The sequence below is a fragment of the Actinokineospora sp. UV203 genome, from assembly GCF_056323665.1.
The window spans coordinates 5721850-5742450 of sequence record NZ_CM150484.1; the positions used below are offsets into that span (position 1 = coordinate 5721850).

A 20601-nucleotide genomic window follows, 5' to 3' on the forward strand; every position below is an offset into this window, starting at 1 on the left:
CCCCCAGAGGGCCGAACATCGCACGATGCAAGGAAAAATCGGGCGCGTCGCGTGGAAATTACGCGCCTATAGGCATACGGTGGCGTGAAGTCGGCCAAATTGGGCCGTTAACGGCAGTGTGGTCTCTTACGGAGGACTGAAGGGTGAACAAGGCCCAACTCATCGAGGCGTTGTCCGAGCGTCTTGGCGACAAGAAGGCCGCAGGCGCTGCGGTCGACGGTCTCGTCGACGTGATCGTTCGTACGGTCAACAAGGGCGAGAAGGTCAACATCACCGGCTTCGGCGTGTTCGAGAAGCGCGCTCGCGCTGCCCGCACCGCGCGCAACCCTCGCACCGGCGAGACGGTGAAGGTGAAGAAGACCAACGTTCCCGCGTTCCGCGCGGGCACGATGTTCAAGGAGGTCGTGAGCGGGACGAAGAAGCTGCCCAAGGTGGCGGCCACTCGTCCGGCGGCAGCGGCGGCCAAGGCCCCCGCGGCTCGCGGTACCGCGACGGCGACCCGGACCACCCGGGCGGCGGCGGGCACCACGGCGCGTCCCACGGCAACGCGTAGCACCACCACGCGAACCCGCGCGGCGGCGGCGAAGCCCGCGGCGGCCCCCAAGGCCACCACGGCTCGCGCGACCACCAGGGCCACGGCGGCGAAGACGACGGCCGCCAAGGCGGCCCCGAAGGCAGCGGCGAAGACCACCGCGGCCAAGACGACCGCGGCGAAGGCCACGGCCGCCAAGGCGGCCCCGAAGGCAGCGGCGAAGACCACCGCGGCCAAGAAGCCGGCAGCGGCCAAGGCCACCACCGCCAAGAAGACGACCGCGGCGAAGACCACCGCGGCCAAGGCGACGGCGAAGGCCACTCCCGCGAAGCGGGCAGCCAAGAAGTAGTTATAGGCACATCGCGAGAGCCCCGCACGCTTCTCCCGTGCGGGGCTCTGCTATTGGCGCCGGCCCGCCGGCGCGGCTCGGTCGCTGTGACATGGCGCCGGCCCGCCGGCGCGGCTCGGTCGCGGTGACATGGCGCCGGCTCGCCGGCGCGGCTCGGTCGTTTTTGAGGTGACGTTTCGGGGGTCCCGCACGAACACTGCCAACTTCGATGGCGTGTTCGTGCGGGACCCCCGAAACGTCACCGCGACCGAAGCGGGGGGGGCCTGTTGAGTCAAGTGTTGGCGGCCTGCCTTATGTATAGGGCGCCTATCATTTTTTCCCCGGCGAAGGACAGGAGCCAGAGGCTGCCCTTGCGGCTGTGTACCTCTCCAACGTCCACACTGGAATCCTTGGCGAGGCCCCTGACCAGGTCGGGAATCACTCCGCCCTGGCTGCACACGACCGCCGTCCCGCTTTCGCTGACGATCTCTCGCAACCGGCCCATGGCCTCGTCCAGCGGCGCCGACTCCGCCAGCGCCGGTTCCCTTCGCACGTCCACCCGCAGCCGCTCAGCGACCCGCTGAACCGTCTGCACGCACCGGGTTTTCGGTGCCGAGTGCACCAGGTCGGGGCCGAACAGGGGAATCAGCTTCGCGAGCGCTTTCGCCTCCGCCCTACCGGTCTTCGACAGCGGTCGCTCGTCGTCCGGGCCCGGCCACTTGTCCTTGCGGCCGGCGTGGCCGTGGCGCACCAGGAGCAGGGTCGCGGTTTCCGGGCCGTGCTCACAGAAAGTCGCCACCACCGCGCGGTCGTGGTCGTACGTCAGCCGGGTCGCCGCCGCCGTGGGCGTCAGCCATTCCAGCTTGTCGACCTCGTCGTTGACGGTGAACTTCCCGTCCATGACCCGGGCCGAGAAGTAGTCGACGGTCTTTGGCACGCCGTTCACCGCGTACGACACGTGACCCAGGGACCGGCCCAGGGCGCAGTGGAACCCCGTCTCCTCGGCGACTTCCCGCACCGCCGCGGCGTAAAGGGACTCGCCATCATCGAGCTTTCCCTTGGGCAGCGTCCAGTCTCCGTACCGCGGCCGGTGCACTACGGCGATCTCGACCTCCGCCGCCCGCCGCCACAGCACGGCACCGGCGGCGAGAATGGGCTTCGTCATCGGGCTAACCCAAGGCTCGGTGATGCTTGAGCAGCTCGGCCTGGTGGTCGCGCACCGAAGTCGCGCCCACCGGTGAGGGGTGCCAGTCGCCGTTGCCGGAGAGGATCCAGCAGCGGGTCGCCGGGTGCATGGCCGAGTCCAGCATGTCGTCCAACTGCCTGGTGAGCCGCTTGTCGGTGACCCGCAGTTGGACCTCCACGCGCCGGTCGAGGTTGCGGTGCATCATGTCGGCGCTGCCGATCCAGTGCTCGTCGCAGCCCTTGAACACGAACACCCGCGAGTGCTCCAGGAACCGCCCCAGGATCGACCGCACCTCGATGTTCTCGCTCAGCCCCGGGATCCCCGGCTTGAGGGCGCAGATGCCACGCACCACGATCTCCACCGGCACCCCGGCCTGCGACGCCCGGTAGAGCGAGTCGATGACCTGCTCGTCCACCAGTGAGTTGACCTTGATGCGAATCCCGGCGGGCCTGCCCGCGCGCTGGTGCTCGATCTCGTCGTCGACCCGCTCGATGATCCCGCGCCGCACGCCGTAAGGCGCCACGAGCAGACCCCGGTAGGTGTCCTGGCGGGCATATCCGGTGAGCACGTTGAACAAGTCAGTGAGATCCGCGCCGATGATGGGTTCGGCGGTGAGCAAGCCGACGTCCTCATAGAGCCGCGCCGTCTTCGGGTTGTAGTTGCCCGTGCCGATGTGGCAGTAGCGGCGGATCGTGGACCCCTCCTGCCGCACCACGAGCGAGATCTTGCAGTGCGTCTTGAGACCCACCAGCCCGTACACCACGTGCACGCCCGCCTTCTCCAGCGCGCGCGCCCACTTGATGTTCGCCTGCTCGTCGAAGCGTGCCTTCAACTCCACCAGCGCCACGACCTGCTTGCCCGCCTCGGCCGCGTCGATCAGGGCGTCGACGATAGGGGAGTCGCCGGAGGTGCGGTAGAGCGTCTGCTTGATGGCCAGCACGTGCGGGTCGCTCGCGGCCTGCTCGACGAAGCGCTGCACGCTCGTGGAGAACGAGTCGTACGGGTGGTGCACCATCACATCGCCCTCGCGCAGGGTGGCGAAGATGCTCTTCGGTGTCTCGCGTTCGCCGAACGCCGGGTGCGTGGCGGGCACGACGACCGGGTCCTTGAGCTCCTTGCGGTCCACGCCGTAGAGCTGCCAGAGGCACGACAGGTCCAGCAGTCCCTGAACGACGACGACGTCGTTGGGGTGGACCTCCAGCTCGCGCAGCAGCAGTTCGAGCATGTGCTCGGTCATGTCGCCTGCGACCTCCAGGCGCACCGACGCGCCGAAGCGGCGCTGCGCCAGCTCCCTTTCCAGGGCCTGCAACAGGTCCTCGTCGCGGTCCTCCTCGACCTCGAGGTCGGCGTTGCGGGTGACCCGGAACGCGTGCACCCCGGTGACGTCCATGCCCGCGAACAGGGTGTTGCGGTGCGCGGCGATCAGTTCCTCCAGCGGCAGGAAGATCGCGACCTGCTCGTCGGCGCTGCGGTCGATCGGCACCAGCCGGGGCACGTTGTCGGGCACCTTGACCCGGGCGAAGCGCTCAATGCCGCCCTCCGGGTCGCGCACCGTCACCGCGAGGTTGAGCGACAGTCCGGAGATGTAGGGGAAGGGGTGCGCAGGGTCGACGGCCAGCGGTGTGAGCACCGGGAAGACCTGGTCGCGGTAATAAGCCGACAGGCGGGTGCGCTCGTCGTCGGTGATCTCGTTCCACGTGGCGATGCGGATGCCGCGTTCGGCCAGCGCCGGGCGCACCCGCTCCTCGAACGCCCGCGAGTGCTGCTCGACGAGTTCCTGGTTGCGCTTGGCGATGTAGGCCAGCTGTTCGCGCGGGGTCAGGCCGTCGGCGCTGCGGACCGACAGACCCGTCTCGTTGCGCCGCTTGAGGCCCGCGACGCGCACCATGTAGAACTCGTCGAGGTTCGAGGCGAAGATCGCCAGGAACTTGGCCCGCTCGAGCAGCGGCTGCGAGGAGTCCTCGGCCAGGGCGAGCACCCGCGCGTTGAAGTCCAACCAGGACAGTTCGCGGTTGAGATACCGGTCGTCGGGCAGGTCGGTCACGGCCGCCGCGGGCGTCACCGCGGGCGGCGCGGACGGCAGCGCGCGCGGCTCGGCCGCGCGGTTGTCGGTCGCCGCGGCGGGTGGGGCGATGACCTTCTCTTCAGTGTTCTCGCTGGCCTGACTGCTCTGGGTGCTCACGGCCCTATTGTTCAGCAAGAACTCGCCATAAGCCCACTGTCGGGCGAACCGAGCGGTTGATTCTCAGCACACCTTGCGGATGCCCCGAACCACCCGGCCGGTACGGGGGCCGACACCCAGCGTCAACGCCTCGGTCAAGTCTGCCGCGGTGTCCACGTCACAGCGCAGCGTGGCGAGTCCGGCACCCACCATCAGCGCCGTGCGGCCGTGGGCGAGCGCGGAGCTCGCGCCGAAGCTCGGGACGAGTGCGGTCGCCGTGGCGGCGATCAGCAGTGTGGTGCCGGTGCCCTCCCGGTCGGCGACGAACGCCCGGGCACCCGCGGCCTGACTGATCGCGGCTCCCAGTTCGGCGGGACGCAGCGCGGGGAGGTCGGCCTGCAGCGCGCCGACGGTGGTGTTCGGGTCGTCGGCGAGCAGGACGTCCGCGCCGAACCGGAGGGCCGCGTTGAGACCCGGCAGCCCGCGCTCGTCGACACACTCCGCCCCGGTGGCCGCCACCGCCTCGGTCACCCGCTCGTCCTCGCAGACGACCAGGACCCGGCGCACGCCGGGGGCCGCGACGGCGGCGGCAAGGGTGTCGACGAGCAGGGCGAGCACGAGTTCGCGGTGGCCCGCCGGACCGCCCGGCACCGCGCCGCGCAGCCGCGATTTCGCCCGGTCGAGGTGCTTCACCGGGACCACGAGGTCCACCACAACCCGAGATCCTGCCGGCTCCCCCGATGGCACCCCGTCTGGACCGGAGGCGGGGTCGCCAGGGAGACTCACGGGCCACGGCAGCAGCAGGAGGAGGACGAACGTTGGGCAAGCGCGAGAAGGGTGGGTTCTGGGTCGGTGCGGCCGCCGCCGCTTTCTACCCGATGACCTGGTTGGGCAAACGCACCTACGTGGGCAGCGACAAGCTGCCGCGCACCGGGGGCGCGCTGCTCGTGATGAACCACGTCTCGCACCTCGACCCGCCCAACGACGCCGTGTTCGTGCACCGCAACAAGCGGGTGCCGAGGTTCATGGCCAAGGACAGCCTGTTCAAGGTGCCGATCTTCGGCAGCATCCTCAAGGGCTCCGGCGGCATCCCCGTCTACCGTGGCTCCTCCGAGGCCAAGGACAGCCTGCGGGCCGCGCATGAGGCGCTCAAGGAGGGCAAGGTCGTGGTGATCTACCCCGAAGGCACCATCAGCAAGGACCCGACGGGCTGGCCGATGCGCGCCCGCACCGGGGTGGCGCGGCTGGCCCTGGAGAACGACGTGCCGGTGCTGCCCGCCGCGCGCTGGGGCACCAACGACATCTGGGACGGCTACACCAAGAAGTTCCGGCCGCTGCCGCGCAAGCACGTGCGCACGGTCGTCGGCGACCCCGTGGACCTCTCGGCGTACCGCGGCAAGCCCATCACCAACCAGATGCTTCGCGAGGTCACCGACCTGCTGATGACTCAAGTCCGCGATTTGCTGGCCGAGATCCGCGAGGAGCAGCCGCCCGCCGAGTTCTTCCGGCCCGGCGCCAAGCGCGACGAGACCGCGAGCTGACATGGCCGAGATCACCGTTCTGGGTGCCGGGTCGTGGGGCACCGCCTTCGCCAAGGTCATGGCCGACACCGGGCGCGAGGTCACCTTGTGGGCTCGCCGGGGTTCGGTGTCGGAGGCCATCGAGCACCACCGGGAGAACGCCGAGTACCTGCCCGGTGTCCGGCTCCCGGACACCCTGAGGTCCACTTCGGACCCGAGGGTCGCGCTCGACGGCGCGCACACGGTAGTACTCGCCGTCCCGAGCCAGAGCCTGCGGCACAACCTGGCCGCGTGGTCGTCGCTGCTGCCGCCGGACGCGACCCTGGTGAGCCTGGCCAAGGGCGTGGAACTGGGCACGCTCAAGCGGATGAGCGAGGTCATCCTCGACATCACCGATGTCGACGAGGACCGTGTCGCGGTGGTGTCAGGACCGAACCTCGCGGTGGAGATCGCGCAGGAGCAGCCGACCGCGTCGGTCATCGCCTGTCGCGACCACGACCGGGCGGTCGGTGTGCAGGAGCTGTGCACGAACAGCTACTTCCGGCCGTACACGATCACCGACGTCATCGGCTGCGAGATCGGCGGCGCCTGCAAGAACGTCATCGCGCTGTCCTGCGGCATGGCCACCGGCCTCGGCTTCGGCGCGAACACCCTGGCCACGCTGATCACCCGCGGCCTCGCCGAGACCGCCCGCCTCGGCGCGGCGCTCGGCGCGGACCCGCTGACCTTCTCCGGCCTGGCCGGGTTGGGCGACCTGGTCGCCACCTGCTCCTCACCGCTGTCGCGCAACCGAACCTTCGGCGCGCGTCTGGGCAAGGGGGAGACTGTCGCGCAGGCCCAAGCCGCCGCGCAGGGCCAGGTCGCCGAAGGCGTGAAATCCTGCTCTTCGATCCGCGAACTCGCGCAGCGGCACGGGGTCGAGATGCCGATCACCGAGGTCGTCCACCGGGTCTGCCACGACGGTTTCGACCCGCGCGAGATGGCGGGCGAGCTGCTCGGCCGCAAGACGAAGCCGGAACGATGACCCTCGGCGACGGCACCCGCTGCGTGCACGCGGGACTTCCCCCGGCCGAACCCGGTGCGCCGGTGGGGCCGCAGCCGGTGCTCGCCTCCCAGTTCCACCTCGGCGGCGCGCATTCCTACGGCCGCGCCGAGAACCCGACCTGGGAGGCACTGGAGTCGGCGATCGGCGACCTCGACGGCGGCACGTGCGTCGTCTTCGCCTCAGGCATGGCCGCCACGACATCACTGCTGCGCACAGTGCTTCGCGCGGGGGACACCGTCGTGCTCCCGTCGGACGGCTACTACCTGACCCGCACCTACGTCCGCGACAATCTGGCCGCGCTGGGCCTGACGGTCCGCGAACTGCCGACCGGCATGGTGTGGACGGCGGATATGGTCGAAGGCGCCCGGTTGGTGATCGTCGAGACGCCGTCCAACCCGCGGTTGGACGTGTGCGACATCGCCGCCGTCGCCGACCTCGCCCACGCGGCGGGCGCGCTCATGGCCGTCGACAACACCACGGCAACCCCACTGGGCCAACGCCCCCTGTCCCTGGGCGCGGATGTGGTCTTCGCCAGCGACACCAAAGCCCTCTCCGGCCACAGCGATGTCGTGCTCGGCCACATCAGCACCACCGACCCGGACCTCGCGGCCCGCCTCCGCTCGGAACGCACCGGCAGCGGAAGCGTCCCGGGCCCGTTCGAGGTCTGGCTGGCGCACCGGGGTCTGGGGACCCTCGACCTGCGCTTGGCCCGCCAAGCCGAGAACGCCGCTGCCGTCTACGAAGCGCTGCGCGAGCACCCGCGAATCCGCGGAATCCGCTGGCCTGGCTCCGAACACGACCCGGCGCACGAGATCGCGTCCCGCCAGATGCGCCGCTTCGGCGGAGTGGTCACCTTCGAACTGGCGTCGGCGGTGGCAGCGGACTCATTCGTAGCCACCACCACCCTGGTCTCCTCAGCCACCAGCTTCGGCGGCCTCCACTCCACAGCCGACCGCCGAGCCCGCTGGGGCGACCCCGTCCCCGACGGCCTACTCCGCTTCTCCTGCGGCTGCGAAGACCCCACCGACCTAGTCACCGACATCCTCACCGCCCTCTCCACCTAACCTGAATGTCGAACTCACTCGCCCGAACGCACAACTCACTTGCCGGAAGGGGCGACTCACTTGCCGGAAGGGGCGACTCACTTGCCGGAAGGGGCGACTCGCGATGTTCGCGGGTCGCCCCTTCCGGCGAATGAGTTCGACGTTCAGGCGAGTGAGTTGTGCGTTCGGGCGAATGAGTTCGACATTCGGGACAATCAGGCTGGCAAGGTCATGGCCATGACGGGTTCGGTGGTGGGTTGGCGGGAGCCGCCGGCGGGTTCCACGGTCACGCCGATCGCGACGGCATCGCCGACGCCGGAGGCGTCGAGCAAGCTGGCCTTGCCGCGTCCGTCCGGGGTGAGTAGGCCGATCGACCGCTTCTCGCCGCCGATGAGCCAGACCTGGTAGGTCTTGCCTGCCGGCGCCGCCGGAACCTTGTCGGCCAGCAGCATCACCTGGCCACGTTCCCGTGACACCACAACAGTCCCGCTGAGCCCCGCGGGCGTCGACCCATTGACCACACGGGCGTCCGACGCCGACAGCAACTCCGACATCGCCGCCACCTGTTGCCGACCCGCGTCCAGGTCCTGCTGGGTTTGCGCCAGCACCACCCCGAGCGCCACCGACACCACCAACAGCGCCGCCGCCGCCATGCCCAGGACCCGAGTCGACCAGCGCTTGCGCCGCGCCGCGAGGTCGTCCCTGACCGGCGCCAGCTGCCGCACGTCGCGGATTTGGGCCATCACCGTCGCCTTCATCGCCGCCGGTGGTCGTGCGGCCGCGGCCTCCCCAAGCCGAGTCGCCGTCGCCTCCAGTTCGCGTACTTCCTCGGCGCACGAGTTGCACTCGGCCAGGTGGCGTTCGAAGTCCGCGCGTTCGGTCTCGGTGACGGCGTTGAGCACATACGCGCCGGTCAGCGCGTGGATATCCGGGGTCATCGGGCCACCCCCAAGCAGTCGCGCAGACGGATGAGCCCGTCGCGAAGCCGAGTCTTGACCGTGCCGAGTGGCGTGTCGAGCAGTTCCGACACTTCCTTGTACGTGAGCCCGCGGTAGTACGCGAGTTCGACCGATTCGCGTTGCAGACCGGTGAGCGAGGCCAGGCAGCGGCGCACCTGCTCGTACTCCAAACGGGTGCTCACCTGCTCGGCGACCTCGTCGAAGGGCCGTGTGGTCTCGCGGCGGAACGCCTTGTCCTCACGGTCGGTCGCCGACTGCGCCGAGCGGACACGGTCGACGGCGCGGCGATGGGCCAGGGTCATGACCCAGGTCATCGCGCTGCCCCGGTCCGGGGCGAATCTGGCGGCGGTACGCCACAGCTCAAGCATCACTTCCTGGGTCACCTCCTCCGACTGCGCAGGATCTCGGACAATGCGTCGAACCAGACCGAACACGGGCGCTGAGACAAGGTCGTAGAGCGCGTCGAACGCCTGCTCATCACCCCGCGCGACCCGCTGTAGCAGCGCACTCGCGTCCGGGGGCAGCTCCGTATCGGGCACGCTCCCCAAGATCCGTCGAACCCGGTCGGCCATGGCCACCCGCTCTCATCCGTCCAACCCCGACATCACGCATTCGGCGCCCGGCGGAGTTCGGATGGGTCTTCCCACCACTTGGGCGCCTTTGACGGCCGGTCGTTCCCATGGTTCCCTATTCCCATGCTTCTTCGCGCTATGACCGACCGGCGGGGTCACATCGACCTCTGTCGTGTCGCCGGCGCGCTCTGTCTCTGTCGGTGATCCAGCCCGCCCTGCGACCTGATCCGGTCGTGTCGTGCTCGTGCATCCCGAGAAGAGACTTCCGATGTTCGCCGTTCCCCCGAACACCATCGCCCTCGGCGGTATCCCGGCCCTCGCGCACCCGGCGCTGATCGCCCGCGAGTACGCGCTGGACCGCGACCGCTGGCGCGACCTGCTCAGCTACGACCCGGACCAGCGGTTCACCGCGCTCATCGACCGCGCTGACGGCCAGGAGGTCTGGCTGATGTCGTGGCTGCCTGACCAGGGCACCGACCTGCACGACCACGGCGCGGTCGCGGGCGCGTTCACCGTCGTGTCCGGGATCCTGACCGAGCGCGTGGCCCGCGGCGGCGCCCGACCCGCCGAGGTGCTGCACCCGGTGATCGTCGGCCAGACCCGCGTGTTCGGCCCCGGCTACGTCCACCAGGTGACCAACGCCGGAACCGACCCCGCGGTGAGCATCCACGTCTACCGCGAGGGCCGTCCGCCCATGGGCCACTACCGGCTCGACCCGCTCACCGGCCCGCAGCCCGTGTGACCGCGAACATGTAGCAGCCGTAGGCGATGTTGCGGCTGTGCACCCAGGCCACGTCCGGGTCCGCCAGCTGCCTGGCGATCTCGCCTTCCGGGTCGTGTCCGTCGTGGACGGTCGTCGCCGGATGGATCCAGCCCCGGCTGTCGTAGGCGCGCAACACCTGCGGTTTGCCGAGCCAGTCGGACGGATACCGGTCGGTCGCGGCGGGACCGTCGCAGTCGGCCGGGTGCGCGAACACCGCGCCCGTCTCCCGATATGGACTGTCCAAAGGCAGCGGCGGCTCGTAGTTGAACAGGATCAGCTCGTCCCCCGCCTTGGCGTCGCGCAGGCAGCAGCGCAGGGGTTCACCGCCGCCCGCGAGCCACGGCTGCGCGGGCTTCGAGCGGACCTCGGCGAGGACGGTGGCCGCAATGGCGTGGAATTTGAACGTCATGTGCCCAGCCTGTCCGCCGCCGCCCGCCCGAGCCGGCGGCTATCGGACCTCGCGCGCGACCACGTGCTCCGGTGCCGCGAACCCCTCGGGAAGCAGTTCGCAGGGCTCCGGCTCGCCCCAGACCTGGTGCAGCGGAAGCACACCGGCCCACACCCGGTTCGCCGCGATGTCGTCCTCGTCGTCGCCGGGGCCACCCGACCGGATCTTGACCGCCGCCTCGGTGAGGTCGATCGCGAGGACGGAGGTCTGCGCCAGTTCCTTCGCGTTGGGTACGCGCGCGTAGTCCCAGGACCCTGGGGCGGCATGCTCGGTGACCATCTTGAGCGCATGGCACTTCGCGTCCGGGTCGGTCACCGCGGTCGCCATCGCGTGCACGACCGCCGACCGGTAGTTCATCGAGTGGCTGAACACCGACCGCGAGTACACGATCCCGTCGACCAGGGTCACCGCGACGCACACCTCGACGCCCGCGCCCGCGGTCCGCAGGCTCAGGGCGCCGGTCGAGCCGTGCACGTAGAGCGTGTCGCCGTCGCGGCCGTAGGCGGTCGGCAACACCACCGGTGCGCCGTCGATGATCGTGGACAGGTGGCAGACCAGGCCGGAGTCGAGGATCGAGTGCAGGACCGCGCGGTCGGCGACGGCGCGCTTCTTGCCCCGGCGGACGGTGCTGCGACGGGTCGGGGAGAGCGGTGTCTGGGTCACCCGGCTAGCCTGCCGAGTAGAGTGGCATTCCAGTAGGGCCACAGCTCAGCAATTTCAGGAGGCCACTTATGGCAGAGAGTCCAGCGCTGCCGGTGACCCTCGACCGTGAGTCGGCCACCCCGCTCGCGGTGCAGCTCGCCGAGGAGCTGCGGGCCGCGGCGGGCGACGGCAGGCTCCGCAGCGGCGACCGGCTGCCCTCGACCCGGGCGCTGGCCGCGCAGCTCGACGTCAGCCGCACGGTCACCGCCGCCGCCTACGAGCAGCTCCACGCCGAGGGCTGGATCGCGGGCCGCCACGGCTCCGGCACCTACATCACCACCGAGCCGCCGGGATCGCTGCGCGCCAAGCCGCGCAGGCCCCGCTCGGACGTCATCACCGCCGACGCCGTCGACCTCACCCCCGGATCGCCCTGGGCGGGTGGCATCGACCGCTCCGCGTGGCGGCGGGCCTGGCGCGGCGCGGCAGACATCGCCCCGCTGTCGCGGCCGCAGCGGGCGGGCCTGCCCGCATACCGGGCCGTCGTCGCCGAGCACTTGCTGCGGCACCGCGGTCTGCGGGTGAGCGGCGAGTTCGACGACGGCGGCGAAGGCGAGTCCGTCCTGGCCACCGGCGGCACGACGGCCGCGGTGGGCGAACTGGCCGCGGCCGTGCTGCGCCGGGGCGACACCGTCGCCGTCGAGGAGCCCGGATACCAGCGGGCCGTCCACACCCTGCGCGCCGCGGGCCTGCGCGTCGTGCCCGCCTACGTCGACGCCGACGGGCTGCTCCTCGACGCGCTGCCCGCCGCCACCAAGATGATCTACTGCTCGCCCGCCCACCAGTACCCGCTGGGCCGCCGGATGTCCGCGGGCAGGCGGGTCGAGCTGGTCGAACGCGCCCGCCGCGAGGGCTGGCTGGTGATCGAGGACGACTACGACGGCGAACTGCGCTACGACGTCGCCCCGCTGCCCCTGCTCGCCGCGCTCGCCCCGGATGTCGTGGTGCACCTGGGCACGACCAGCAAGATCCTCACCCCGACGCTGGGCGCCGGCTGGATGGTCGCGCCCCCGTCCGTCGTCACCGCCGTCCTCGAACACCGCGACCAGTGCGGGACCAGCCCGGCCGCCGCGGGCCAACTCGTGCTCGTCGAACTCGCGCGCAACGGCGACTTGGGCAGGCACCTGCGCAAACTCCGCCGAGAGCTCTCGGAGCGCCGGGCGCTGCTCGTCGACGCCCTGGAGGCCGCCGCCATCCCGATGATCGGCGACGACGCGGGCGCGCACCTGGTGGTCCCGCTCGACTCCGCGGAGGCCGAGCGTGCCCTGATCGACGAGGGCCTGCGTCGGGGTCTGCTGCTCGACGGCCTCGCCCGCCACCACAGCGGCCGGGCGAGCTGGTTCGGCATCGCCCTCGGGTACGCGGCGTGTTCCCGAGACCAGCTGCGGGACGCGATCCCGGTGCTGGTGGAGCTCTTCGCGAGGTCGATCGGGTCCGCCGTTAACCCATCCGGGTAGGGTCGGGACCCATGTCCAGCTCAAAGATCCGAGTCGCCGTCGTGTTCGGCGGACGCAGCACCGAGCACACGATTTCCTGTGTGTCCGCGGCGGGCGCGCTCGCCAACCTCGACCCGGAGCGCTTCGAGGTCCTGCCCGTCGGGATCACCCGAGAGGGCGCGTGGGTGCTCGGGCCGTCGGACCCCGCGGTGCTGCGCATCCAGGGCCGGGCACTGCCCAGCGTCGAGGCGGGGACCGAGCTGACGCTGCCCGCCGACCCGACCTCGGGCCGCCTGGTGGTGCTGGAGAAGGGTCGCGAGGGCGAGGTGCTCTCGGCGGTGGACGTCGTCTTCCCGATGCTGCACGGCGCTTACGGCGAGGACGGCACCATCCAGGGCCTGCTGGAGATGGTCGGCCTCCCCTACGTCGGGCCGGGCGTGCTCGCCAGCGCCGTGGCGATGGACAAGGGCTACACGAAGAAGCTGCTGATCGCCGAGGGTCTGCCCGTCGGCCCGTATGTCGAGCTGCGCCGCGAGCAGACCACGCTCGACGCCGCCGAGCGCGAGCGCCTGGGGCTGCCGGTGTTCGTCAAGCCGTCGCGCGCCGGATCGTCGACCGGCATCAGCCGCGTCACCGAGTGGGACCAGCTTGACGCGGCGATCGCGCACGCGCGCGAGATCGACCCGAAGGTCTTGATCGAGGCCGCGATTGTCGGCCGTGAGGTCGAATGCGGGGTCCTGGAGTTCCCGGACGGCCGCGTCGAGGCGTCGCAGCCCGCCGAGGTGCGGCTGGTCGACGGGATCGACTGGTACGACTTCGACTCCAAGTACCTCGACGACGTCTGCGAGCTCGACATCCCGGCCAAGCTCCCCGACGACGTCAGCGAGCGCCTGCGCGCCATGGCCGTGGAGGCGTTCCACGCGCTCGACTGCCAGGGCCTGGCCCGGGTCGACTTCTTCGTCGGCGAGGACGGCACGCTGACGATCAACGAGATCAACACAATGCCCGGCTTCACCCCCACTTCGGCGTACCCGAAGATGTGGGAGGTCACCGGATTGGACTACCCGACGCTGCTGTCGACGCTCATCGACACCGCGATCGCCCGTGGAACCGGTCTCCGCTAAGGCTTGACGGGCTGCGCCGGGAGCGTGGCACCCACCACTTCGGACACTGTCTGCAGCGGGCCGGTGCCCACGCCCTCGGGCAGCGTCAGCGCGAGGTACACCGGCCGATCGACGACGAACCAGGTGGAGCTGCCAGTGCCCTCGATCGGCAGCCAGCGCACACGGGAGACCTCCCGCAGCGCCGATGTCGGCGTCAGCTCGGCCGGTTTGGGCAGCCCGCAGCGCAACACGACGGGCGGGGCGATCCGGTCGCCCCACGCGACGGCGCCCTGCGGGGCCGGGTCGGCCAGCGGCAGCTTCTGCAGCGTCGTCCCCGCGCTGACCAGCGACGAGGGCAGGGCGGCGAGGACGGCGGCGCAGTGCGTCGACCCCGAGTCGGGAGCCTCGACGGGAACCAGCCCGACCGGTCCGGTCTTGGGCGCGGCGGAGGTCGTCGGCGCCGGAGTCGCGGTGTCGGACGGCAGGAACCGGCTCGCGATCACCACGCCGACCGCCAGCAGGCCCACGAGGACCACGGCGGCGATGACGGCGGCGCGAGGCGGCCCGGTTGGGGGCTGGTCGCTCACCGGCCCACTAGACCACGGGTCAGAGGTGAACGACCGGGCAGGTCAGCGTGCGAGTGATGCCGTCCACATTCTGGATGCGGGCGACCACCAGTTGGCCCAGGAGGTCGACATTGTCGGCTTCGGCCCGGACGATGACGTCGTACGGCCCGGTGACATCCTCCGCTGTGGTGACTCCGGAGATCTCGGCGATCTCGGAGGCGACGGCAGCTGCCTTGCCGACTTCGGTCTGGATCAGGATGTAAGCGTGGACCACGGCGCGCCCCTTCGCGGCTAGGAGTCCCCAAGATGTAGGAACGTGTTCAGCAACGTACCCCAGTTCAGGATTCGTTGGGGGATCCGAACATCGGTGATCGGAGGAAGTCGTGCGACCGGATTCGACCCAGGGCCCGGAAACCGTGGCCGATGTGGGTGAGTTCGGTCTCATCCGCCGGATCACCGAGGGCCGCAAACAGGGCGCCCCGACCCTGCTCGGCCCCGGCGACGACGCCGCCGTGGTCGCCGCCGCCGACGGCAGAGTCGTGGCCAGCACGGATGTCTTGGTCGAGGGTGTGCACTTCCGCTTCGACTGGTCACCGCCGGACCAGGTGGGGCGCAAGGCGATCGCGGTGAACCTCGCCGACATCGCCGCCATGGGCGCGGTCCCCACGGGGGTCCTCGTCGGCCTGGCGTGTCCGCCGACGACACCGGTGTCGGTGATCGACGAGCTGTCGGCGGGCATGTGGCACGAGGCCACGCGGGCCCGAATCGGCATCATCGGCGGCGACATGGCCAACTCCGACACCATGGTGATCTCGGTCACCGCCCTCGGTGACTTGGAGGGCCGAATGCCGATCACGCGTGGTGGGGCCATGCCCGGAGACATCGTCGCGGTCGCGGGCCGCCTCGGCTGGAGCGCGGCGGGTCTGGCCGTGCTGGGCCGAGGTTTCCGCTCCCCGGTCACCGTCGTCGGCGCCCACCGCGCTCCGGAACCCCCGTACGCCGCCGGACCGCAGGCGGCGGACTGCGGAGCCACCGCGATGATCGACGTGTCGGACGGCCTCCTCGCCGACCTCGGCCACATCGGCGTCGCGTCCAACGTGGCCATCGATGTGCGCACCGACCTGATCGAGGTCCACCAGCGCCTGATCGACGTAGCCCAGGCCCTGGGCGCGGACCCCCGCCACTGGGTCCTCACCGGCGGAGAGGACCACGCCCTCGCCGCGACGTTCCCCGACCCGGGCGCGATCCCCGAGGGCTGGCGTGCGATCGGGACGGTCACCCGGGGTTCGGGCGTGACCGTCGACGGCTCGACCTACGAGGGCGCGGCAGGCTGGCAGCACTGGCGCTAGCGCTCGGCGAGATCTGGTCGAGGCGCCCGAGCGAGGCACAGTTCGCAGGGCATTCCGAAGAAGTCCGGGAGAAGGTCGGCGGTACCGGGCGCGATCTTGATGCCGCACCAGGCGGTGAGGCGCTCCGGCACGGAGTCGGGCGCGGACACCAGATGCACCCCACGCCGGCGCTCCCCGATCCCAGGCCCCGGGCGAAGGCGGACCAGCAAGATCGGCTGAGTCATCCCGCCCTCCTGAGTGGAGAGCGGTTGGCGGCCCACGAGTCAGCGAGTCGGCGAAGCTGGGCGTTGTCCCACCACTCGTCCGGCGGGGCGGGAATCGCATCGACGAGGGGCTGCGGTGTCTCGTGGACGAGATAGCCCGCGAGATGGTCGTGAAGGATCAGGTATCGGCGAACGTCGACACAGAATCCGCGCATGACGGCGATGTAGCGGTCGCCTTTGACCCAGCGGAACGTGAATCCGTGTCTGAACGCGCGCGAACATGGCTTATCGCCGCGATAGGGATTGGTCAGCCCCAGAATTTCCACACTTCGAACGTAACCGGTGCCCGTGCGTTGGTGCGTGGTTTAGTCGCGCATCGGCATAATCAGAACTCGACTCGCCGTAGGAAAGCGGCGGCATCTGGTCCGACAAGTGCTCGATCCAGGAAATGATTCACGATGTCGAGGTGGTACACGATATCTCGCGGATCGCGGAGGGTCATCTGGCCCGAGAACAATTCCACCAAGACCAGTTGTTCGTCATAAGCGGTGAAGCTGTTGAGCGGGACGCCGCAATCCATCTCGGCGTCGTTGGGAACTATGGCGACCGTGACGTTGGACAGGTCCGTCAGTTCTGCGATGTGGTGGCACTGCGCCGACATGACTTCAGCAGACGCCTGTCGCAAGCGCACGGCTTGCTCAGTCATGACGAAGATGAACGACCGAGACCGGTCGTGTAGTGCCTCTTTCCGCTTCAATCGGGCTACGACGGCTCGCTCGACTTCGCGGTTGGGCCTGCCGTTGACGCTTGGCCTCAGCATGGCTGTCGCGTAGTCGCGGGTCTGGAGCATGCCGGACGGCGCGGCAGGCGTGAAGTAGCGCACCGTCGACGCCGAGTCGACCAACGCCGCAAGTTCTTCCTGTCCTCGCCAGACGCCCATTTCCGCAAGGGAGTGTACGGACCGATAGTCCACATTCGTCGCCTCGGATGACATGAAGTGTCTCTGCCCCTCGGTATCGATTTGATCCGTTGTCGGCGCTAGTCGGCCACAGTGCGTAGGAAATCGGCTGCGGCCGGGCCGATCAATGCTCGCTCCGTCAGGTGGTCGACGATATTGATGTGGTAGGAGATGTCCTTCGGATCACGCAGAACCATTTCCCCGGAGAATGTCTCCACCACGACGAGTCGTTCGTCGTGCGCGACGAAGGAACTCAACGGGATCACCGCGACCTGCGTCGTGTTCGGAACGAGAGCGATGGTGACGTTCTCCAGGGCTGTCAGATCGGCGATATGTGCGCGTTGTGCTGCCATCACCTCGGAAGGTGCTCTTGGCCAGCGGATGGATTGCTCGGTCAAGACGAAGACGAAACGTCGAGCCGAGTCGTGCAGCGTCTGGCCGAGTCGCATACGCGCCTCGACCACCCGTTCGACATCGACCGTGGGGCGCCCGGCGACGGCCGAGGAGAGCACGGCGGTGGCGAACTCGCGTGTCTGCAACAGGCCCGGTGGGGCCGCCGGGGTGAGATGCCGAACCACGCTGGACGCGTTCACCAGCGCGGCTATCTCCTCCTGCTTGCGCCACAAACCCGTTTCGGCGTAAGACCGCCAGGAGCGGTAGTGGACGTTGGCGACTCGCGCCAAGTCCAGCAGCGGCTTGCTCACCTCCGCCGATACCTCCAGCGCGTCCAGCAGTCGCTGGACGTCGATGACGGAGGGAAGGACACGGCCGGTCTCGATTCGACTGATCTTGGACTGGGACAGCGCGCATCGAGCCGCCAGCCTTTCGCCGGACAGGCCGGAAGCCCTCCGCAGTTCGCGGAGGGCGCGGGCCAAGTCCTGGCGTTCCTGCCGCTGCCGCTCAGGGTCGTACATAGTCCTCGAAGTGAACGGAGTGTGCCAGCGCCAAGCGCTGCCATTCTCGGTACTGGTCGAGGTCTGGGTCCGCCAGAATCCCCTGGTTGGTCAGCGCGCCGTCCGGGTCGAAGTCCATTCGGAGGACGCTCTCGTCGTCGAAGATCCAAAAGTCGTGGTCCGGCAGGGACAGGTCGAGGTCGGTGACGTCGAGGATCCTGATGTCCTCGCCCGCCGCGATGTTGTTGGGGATGCCCCAGGCGAACTGAAACCGGACGTATTCGCTGAGTGGCCTGCGGACCACGCGCACTCGCCCCATGGTTTTGCCCGACGTGACATTCGTCCTGGTGAGTTCGTACCACTCTCGATAGCCGGCGCTGCGCGGCGGTTCGGGCTCACCCGCCCGGAACGCGCGGATTCGTTCCTGCTCGCTCGGGATGGAGAAGGCTTGCGGGATCTCTAAGCGCCATGCCGACCGCCGGTAGGTGTGGAACGGGTTAGGCGAGGGCACGGATGGCCTCCTGGACGAGCGCGATGGGCAGTTCCACGGCCTGTTCACCCTCACCAAGTGCCAGCCCGTTGGCAACAGTGACAGCGTCACCCTGGAGAACGATCGTTCCTCGGTCGCTCAGGTAGACAGTGGGACAGGTGCCGAGCTCGCAGTCGCCTGCGACCTTGCGGAGTGTCATGGTTACGCGCTGTTGCGTCATGTGACCGTTCTAGCATCTGAGGGTGACAGACCTGACCTTTAGTCGCGCACTCGCATAAACGACAATCGGCCGGTGCGTATCGAAGCCCTGCCCTACGACCACCCGCACTCCCAGCTGCTCATCGACGAGGTGCAGCAGGAGTACGTGGTCCGCTACGGCACACCCGACGAGACCCCGGTCGACCCCGCCGAGTTCCTGCCGCCCAAGGGCCGCTTCCTCGTCGGTTACGTCGACGGCCGCCCACTGGTCACCGGAGCCTGGCGCGACCACGGTGACGGCACCGCCGAGATCAAGCGCATGTACGTCTCCCCGGATGGCCGCGGCAAGGGCCTGGCGCGGCGGATGCTCGCCGAGATCGAGCGAACGGCGGCCGAGGCGGGGATCGGGCGGCTGATCCTGGAGACCGGTCTGATGCAGCCCGAGGCCGTCGCGCTCTACAAGTCCTCCGGGTACACGCCCGTTCCCGCGTTCGGCTACTACGCCGGGCATGAGCTGTCCGTCCACCTCGGCAAGGAGATCGCGTGCCCGTCTACGCCCTCGGCGACCTGACCCCGTCCATCCACCCCGACGCCTACGTCCACCCGGACGCCACGGTCATCGGGAACGTCACCCTGCATGCCGGTGCTTCGGTGTGGCCGCAGGCGGTCCTGCGCGGTGACGCGGGGGAGATCGTGGTGGGGGAGCGGACCAGTGTGCAGGACGGGACGGTCGTGCACTGCACCCCGTTCCACCCCGCGATCATCGGCGCCGACTGTGTCATCGGGCATAACGTCCACATCGAGGGCGCGACGGTCGGCGACCGGTGCATGATCGCGTCGGGTTCGGTGCTGCTCAACGGTTCCGTGGTCGAGGATGGCTCCATCCTCGGCGCGGGCGCGGTCATGTCGTTCAACGGTTTCATCCCCGCGCGGTCGATGGCGCTGGGTGTTCCGGCGAAGGTCCGCGAGGGCCATGTGGTGCCCGAGGACATGACTTCCGGGATCGTGGAGATCTACCTGCAGAACGCCAAGACCTACCGGGCGGGGCTGCGCAGGCTCTAGCCCGCCTCTCCGAAATTCAAAGCTTTGGTCACCTGTCTTCGGACGGGTGCGGATTGGTGGGGACCGTGGTCGGCTGTCGTCACGGTCCCCTTGGGGCCGGTCGAGAGCGCGGCCGGGTTTGGCAGACACCACCTAGTAAGATCTCCGGGCGTGGCACGACCGCTGACTGAGATAGTCGAAGCCGGGTGGGCGCAGGCCTTGGCCCCCGCCGCGGACAAGATCGCCGAGATGGGCGAATTCCTGCGCGCGGAGATCGCCGCCGGGCGCCGATACCTGCCCGCCGGGGAGAACGTTCTCCGTGCCTTCCAACAACCCTTCGCCGACGTGCGGGTGCTTGTGGTCGGCCAAGACCCGTACCCGACGCCGGGGCACGCGGTCGGACTTTCCTTCTCGGTGGCCCCCGATGTGCGGCCGATTCCGAAGAGTCTTGTCAACATCTACAAGGAGTACTGCGAGGACCTCGGCCACCCGCCGCCCTCCACCGGCGACCTCACGCCGTGGGCCGAGCACGGGGTGCTGCTCCTCAACCGCGCGCTGACGGTCGAGCCGGGCAAGGCGAACTCCCACCAGGGCAAGGGCTGGGAGCAGGTGACCGAGCAGGCGATCCGGGCGTTGGCCGCCCGGGGTGGTCCGCTGGTGGCGATCCTGTGGGGCCGCAACGCCCGCAACCTCCGGCCGATACTGGATCCGGTGCCCTGCATCGAGTCCCCGCACCCCAGTCCGCTGTCGGCGCACGCGGGGTTCTTCGGTTCGAAGCCGTTCAGTCGGGCGAACGCGCTGTTGGTCGAACAGGGCGCCGACCCAGTCGACTGGAAGCTGCTGTGACTGTTCCGCCTCCCCGGGATTTCGCGTTTGGGTCACCCGCGCTGTGATGGTGGGGGACCGTGGTCGGGTGCCGTCACGGTCCCCCTAAGGTGGCGGCAAGCGCGGGGCGGCATCGACTGGAAGTTGCCTTCGCCAACGATTCCCCGCAGCCCCTATCGGCCGTTAGTGGACCGTTTGGGGCGACCGGGTGAATGGATTCGCGGCGGACTGCGTGTCCCAGTCGCACGGTCCGGCAAGAGTGTGATGTCCGTTCAGTTTCCTC

Annotated in this window: 26 protein-coding genes; 11 read left to right on the plus strand and 15 right to left on the minus strand. The window is 69.5% G+C overall.

The annotated features are described in order from the left end of the window. Positions 1–143 precede the first annotated feature (143 nt). Complete coding sequence (locus ACUZ2Y_RS27450; RefSeq protein ID WP_476324286.1) at positions 144–881, plus strand: HU family DNA-binding protein; 738 nt, start codon at positions 144–146, stop codon at positions 879–881. A 271-nt stretch (positions 882–1152) separates the two neighbouring features. Here the strand turns inward: ACUZ2Y_RS27450 and ACUZ2Y_RS27455 are convergent, their stop codons facing one another. From ACUZ2Y_RS27455 to cofC, 3 genes are all read right to left on the minus strand, one after another. Then, entirely contained in the window at positions 1153–2025 is an 873-nt protein-coding gene (locus ACUZ2Y_RS27455; protein WP_476324288.1) for an NUDIX hydrolase, read from the minus strand. Positions 2026–2029: 4 nt separating this feature from the next. Next, a complete protein-coding gene (locus ACUZ2Y_RS27460; protein ID WP_476324290.1) occupies positions 2030–4228 on the minus strand; it encodes an RNA degradosome polyphosphate kinase in 2199 nt (732 codons plus the stop codon). 63 nt (positions 4229–4291) lie between these two features. After that, positions 4292–4921 carry a 2-phospho-L-lactate guanylyltransferase gene (cofC, locus tag ACUZ2Y_RS27465; RefSeq protein ID WP_476324292.1) on the minus strand — a complete coding sequence of 210 codons (630 nt, stop codon included), beginning with the start codon at positions 4919–4921 and terminating at the stop codon, positions 4292–4294. 104 nt (positions 4922–5025) lie between these two features. On the opposite strand from cofC, the gene ACUZ2Y_RS27470 reads away from it, so the two are divergent. Genes ACUZ2Y_RS27470 through ACUZ2Y_RS27480 form a run of 3 tightly spaced genes read left to right on the plus strand, consistent with a single transcriptional unit; the run spans position 5026 to position 7836 of the window. Then, on the plus strand, positions 5026–5748 hold the full coding sequence (locus tag ACUZ2Y_RS27470) for a lysophospholipid acyltransferase family protein (RefSeq protein WP_476324294.1): 723 nt from the start codon (positions 5026–5028) through the stop codon (positions 5746–5748). Position 5749: 1 nt separating this feature from the next. Beyond that, positions 5750–6751, plus strand: a complete 1002-nt coding sequence (locus ACUZ2Y_RS27475; protein ID WP_476324296.1) for an NAD(P)H-dependent glycerol-3-phosphate dehydrogenase — start codon at positions 5750–5752, stop codon at positions 6749–6751. Further along, on the plus strand, positions 6748–7836 hold the full coding sequence (locus ACUZ2Y_RS27480) for a cystathionine gamma-lyase (RefSeq protein WP_476324298.1): 1089 nt from the start codon (positions 6748–6750) through the stop codon (positions 7834–7836). The genes ACUZ2Y_RS27475 and ACUZ2Y_RS27480 overlap by 4 nt, the downstream gene beginning before the upstream one ends. A 194-nt stretch (positions 7837–8030) precedes the next feature. Here the strand turns inward: ACUZ2Y_RS27480 and ACUZ2Y_RS27485 are convergent, their stop codons facing one another. Next, positions 8031–8753, minus strand: a complete 723-nt coding sequence (locus ACUZ2Y_RS27485; protein WP_476324300.1) for an anti-sigma factor — start codon at positions 8751–8753, stop codon at positions 8031–8033. Beyond that, positions 8750–9346 (minus strand): sigma-70 family RNA polymerase sigma factor, encoded by a 597-nt coding sequence (locus ACUZ2Y_RS27490; RefSeq protein WP_476332093.1) that lies wholly within the window; start codon positions 9344–9346, stop codon positions 8750–8752. Before ACUZ2Y_RS27490 ends, ACUZ2Y_RS27485 begins: the two co-directional genes overlap by 4 nt. A 268-nt stretch (positions 9347–9614) precedes the next feature. Here ACUZ2Y_RS27490 and ACUZ2Y_RS27495 point away from each other — a divergent pair, with 268 nt between their 5' ends. Next, complete coding sequence (locus tag ACUZ2Y_RS27495; protein WP_476324302.1) at positions 9615–10088, plus strand: cysteine dioxygenase; 474 nt, start codon at positions 9615–9617, stop codon at positions 10086–10088. Here ACUZ2Y_RS27495 and ACUZ2Y_RS27500 read toward each other — a convergent pair. Both ACUZ2Y_RS27500 and ACUZ2Y_RS27505 read right to left on the minus strand, forming a co-directional pair. Next, positions 10066–10518: a DUF1203 domain-containing protein gene (locus ACUZ2Y_RS27500; protein WP_476324304.1), complete on the minus strand. Its 453-nt coding sequence runs from the start codon at positions 10516–10518 to the stop codon at positions 10066–10068. The genes ACUZ2Y_RS27495 and ACUZ2Y_RS27500 overlap by 23 nt on opposite strands. Positions 10519–10557: 39 nt before the next feature. Next, positions 10558–11220 carry a pyridoxamine 5'-phosphate oxidase family protein gene (locus ACUZ2Y_RS27505; protein ID WP_476324305.1) on the minus strand — a complete coding sequence of 221 codons (663 nt, stop codon included), beginning with the start codon at positions 11218–11220 and terminating at the stop codon, positions 10558–10560. Between the two features lie 68 nt (positions 11221–11288). Here ACUZ2Y_RS27505 and pdxR point away from each other — a divergent pair, with 68 nt between their 5' ends. Both pdxR and ACUZ2Y_RS27515 read left to right on the plus strand, forming a co-directional pair. Next, on the plus strand, positions 11289–12713 hold the full coding sequence (gene pdxR, locus ACUZ2Y_RS27510; protein WP_476324307.1) for a MocR-like pyridoxine biosynthesis transcription factor PdxR: 1425 nt from the start codon (positions 11289–11291) through the stop codon (positions 12711–12713). A gap of 11 nt (positions 12714–12724) precedes the next feature. After that, complete coding sequence (locus ACUZ2Y_RS27515) at positions 12725–13816, plus strand: D-alanine--D-alanine ligase family protein (protein WP_476324309.1); 1092 nt, start codon at positions 12725–12727, stop codon at positions 13814–13816. Here ACUZ2Y_RS27515 and ACUZ2Y_RS27520 read toward each other — a convergent pair. Together ACUZ2Y_RS27520 and ACUZ2Y_RS27525 are read right to left on the minus strand one after the other, a co-directional pair. Then, positions 13813–14382 carry a DUF3515 domain-containing protein gene (locus ACUZ2Y_RS27520; RefSeq protein WP_476324311.1) on the minus strand — a complete coding sequence of 190 codons (570 nt, stop codon included), beginning with the start codon at positions 14380–14382 and terminating at the stop codon, positions 13813–13815. The two genes, ACUZ2Y_RS27515 and ACUZ2Y_RS27520, sit on opposite strands and share 4 nt — an antisense overlap. A 19-nt stretch (positions 14383–14401) precedes the next feature. Next, positions 14402–14635 carry an Lrp/AsnC ligand binding domain-containing protein gene (locus tag ACUZ2Y_RS27525; protein WP_091370855.1) on the minus strand — a complete coding sequence of 78 codons (234 nt, stop codon included), beginning with the start codon at positions 14633–14635 and terminating at the stop codon, positions 14402–14404. 109 nt (positions 14636–14744) lie between these two features. On the opposite strand from ACUZ2Y_RS27525, the gene ACUZ2Y_RS27530 reads away from it, so the two are divergent. After that, positions 14745–15710, plus strand: a complete 966-nt coding sequence (locus tag ACUZ2Y_RS27530) for a thiamine-phosphate kinase (protein ID WP_476324313.1) — start codon at positions 14745–14747, stop codon at positions 15708–15710. On the opposite strand, the gene ACUZ2Y_RS27535 is transcribed toward ACUZ2Y_RS27530, so the two are convergent. From ACUZ2Y_RS27535 to ACUZ2Y_RS27560, 6 genes are all read right to left on the minus strand, one after another. Continuing rightward, positions 15707–15934: a hypothetical protein gene (locus ACUZ2Y_RS27535; protein ID WP_476324315.1), complete on the minus strand. Its 228-nt coding sequence runs from the start codon at positions 15932–15934 to the stop codon at positions 15707–15709. The genes ACUZ2Y_RS27530 and ACUZ2Y_RS27535 overlap by 4 nt on opposite strands. Then, entirely contained in the window at positions 15931–16239 is a 309-nt protein-coding gene (locus ACUZ2Y_RS27540) for a hypothetical protein (protein WP_476324317.1), read from the minus strand. The genes ACUZ2Y_RS27535 and ACUZ2Y_RS27540 overlap by 4 nt, the downstream gene beginning before the upstream one ends. 59 nt (positions 16240–16298) lie before the next feature. Then, entirely contained in the window at positions 16299–16853 is a 555-nt protein-coding gene (locus ACUZ2Y_RS27545) for a DUF5753 domain-containing protein (protein WP_476324319.1), read from the minus strand. A 98-nt stretch (positions 16854–16951) separates the two neighbouring features. Then, positions 16952–17785, minus strand: a complete 834-nt coding sequence (locus ACUZ2Y_RS27550) for a helix-turn-helix domain-containing protein (RefSeq protein ID WP_476324321.1) — start codon at positions 17783–17785, stop codon at positions 16952–16954. Continuing rightward, entirely contained in the window at positions 17772–18275 is a 504-nt protein-coding gene (locus tag ACUZ2Y_RS27555; RefSeq protein WP_476324323.1) for a DUF6879 family protein, read from the minus strand. Before ACUZ2Y_RS27555 ends, ACUZ2Y_RS27550 begins: the two co-directional genes overlap by 14 nt. Further along, a complete protein-coding gene (locus ACUZ2Y_RS27560) occupies positions 18262–18474 on the minus strand; it encodes a hypothetical protein (RefSeq protein ID WP_476324325.1) in 213 nt (70 codons plus the stop codon). The genes ACUZ2Y_RS27555 and ACUZ2Y_RS27560 overlap by 14 nt, the downstream gene beginning before the upstream one ends. A gap of 72 nt (positions 18475–18546) precedes the next feature. On the opposite strand from ACUZ2Y_RS27560, the gene ACUZ2Y_RS27565 reads away from it, so the two are divergent. From ACUZ2Y_RS27565 to ACUZ2Y_RS27575, 3 genes are all read left to right on the plus strand, one after another. After that, positions 18547–19023 (plus strand): GNAT family N-acetyltransferase, encoded by a 477-nt coding sequence (locus ACUZ2Y_RS27565; RefSeq protein ID WP_476324327.1) that lies wholly within the window; start codon positions 18547–18549, stop codon positions 19021–19023. Further along, on the plus strand, positions 18996–19514 hold the full coding sequence (locus tag ACUZ2Y_RS27570; protein WP_476324329.1) for a gamma carbonic anhydrase family protein: 519 nt from the start codon (positions 18996–18998) through the stop codon (positions 19512–19514). The genes ACUZ2Y_RS27565 and ACUZ2Y_RS27570 overlap by 28 nt, the downstream gene beginning before the upstream one ends. 150 nt (positions 19515–19664) lie before the next feature. Next, positions 19665–20339 (plus strand): uracil-DNA glycosylase, encoded by a 675-nt coding sequence (locus ACUZ2Y_RS27575; protein ID WP_476324331.1) that lies wholly within the window; start codon positions 19665–19667, stop codon positions 20337–20339. The last annotated feature ends 262 nt before the right edge of the window (positions 20340–20601 follow it).

What these genes read in the sequence shown, in the direction of transcription:
- ACUZ2Y_RS27535 (WP_476324315.1), bottom strand. Translation starts at nt 15,934, where the DNA reads ATGACTCAGCCGATCTTGCTGGTCCGCCTTCGCCCGGGGCCTGGGATC.
- ACUZ2Y_RS27495 (WP_476324302.1), top strand. Translation starts at nt 9,615, where the DNA reads ATGTTCGCCGTTCCCCCGAACACCATCGCCCTCGGCGGTATCCCGGCC.
- ACUZ2Y_RS27490 (WP_476332093.1), bottom strand. Translation starts at nt 9,346, where the DNA reads ATGGCCGACCGGGTTCGACGGATCTTGGGGAGCGTGCCCGATACGGAG.
- ACUZ2Y_RS27550 (WP_476324321.1), bottom strand. Translation starts at nt 17,785, where the DNA reads ATGTACGACCCTGAGCGGCAGCGGCAGGAACGCCAGGACTTGGCCCGC.
- ACUZ2Y_RS27560 (WP_476324325.1), bottom strand. Translation starts at nt 18,474, where the DNA reads ATGACGCAACAGCGCGTAACCATGACACTCCGCAAGGTCGCAGGCGAC.
- ACUZ2Y_RS27515 (WP_476324309.1), top strand. Translation starts at nt 12,725, where the DNA reads ATGTCCAGCTCAAAGATCCGAGTCGCCGTCGTGTTCGGCGGACGCAGC.
- ACUZ2Y_RS27500 (WP_476324304.1), bottom strand. Translation starts at nt 10,518, where the DNA reads ATGACGTTCAAATTCCACGCCATTGCGGCCACCGTCCTCGCCGAGGTC.
- ACUZ2Y_RS27485 (WP_476324300.1), bottom strand. Translation starts at nt 8,753, where the DNA reads ATGACCCCGGATATCCACGCGCTGACCGGCGCGTATGTGCTCAACGCC.
- ACUZ2Y_RS27475 (WP_476324296.1), top strand. Translation starts at nt 5,750, where the DNA reads ATGGCCGAGATCACCGTTCTGGGTGCCGGGTCGTGGGGCACCGCCTTC.
- ACUZ2Y_RS27455 (WP_476324288.1), bottom strand. Translation starts at nt 2,025, where the DNA reads ATGACGAAGCCCATTCTCGCCGCCGGTGCCGTGCTGTGGCGGCGGGCG.
- pdxR (WP_476324307.1), top strand. Translation starts at nt 11,289, where the DNA reads ATGGCAGAGAGTCCAGCGCTGCCGGTGACCCTCGACCGTGAGTCGGCC.
- ACUZ2Y_RS27480 (WP_476324298.1), top strand. Translation starts at nt 6,748, where the DNA reads ATGACCCTCGGCGACGGCACCCGCTGCGTGCACGCGGGACTTCCCCCG.
- ACUZ2Y_RS27545 (WP_476324319.1), bottom strand. Translation starts at nt 16,853, where the DNA reads ATGGGCGTCTGGCGAGGACAGGAAGAACTTGCGGCGTTGGTCGACTCG.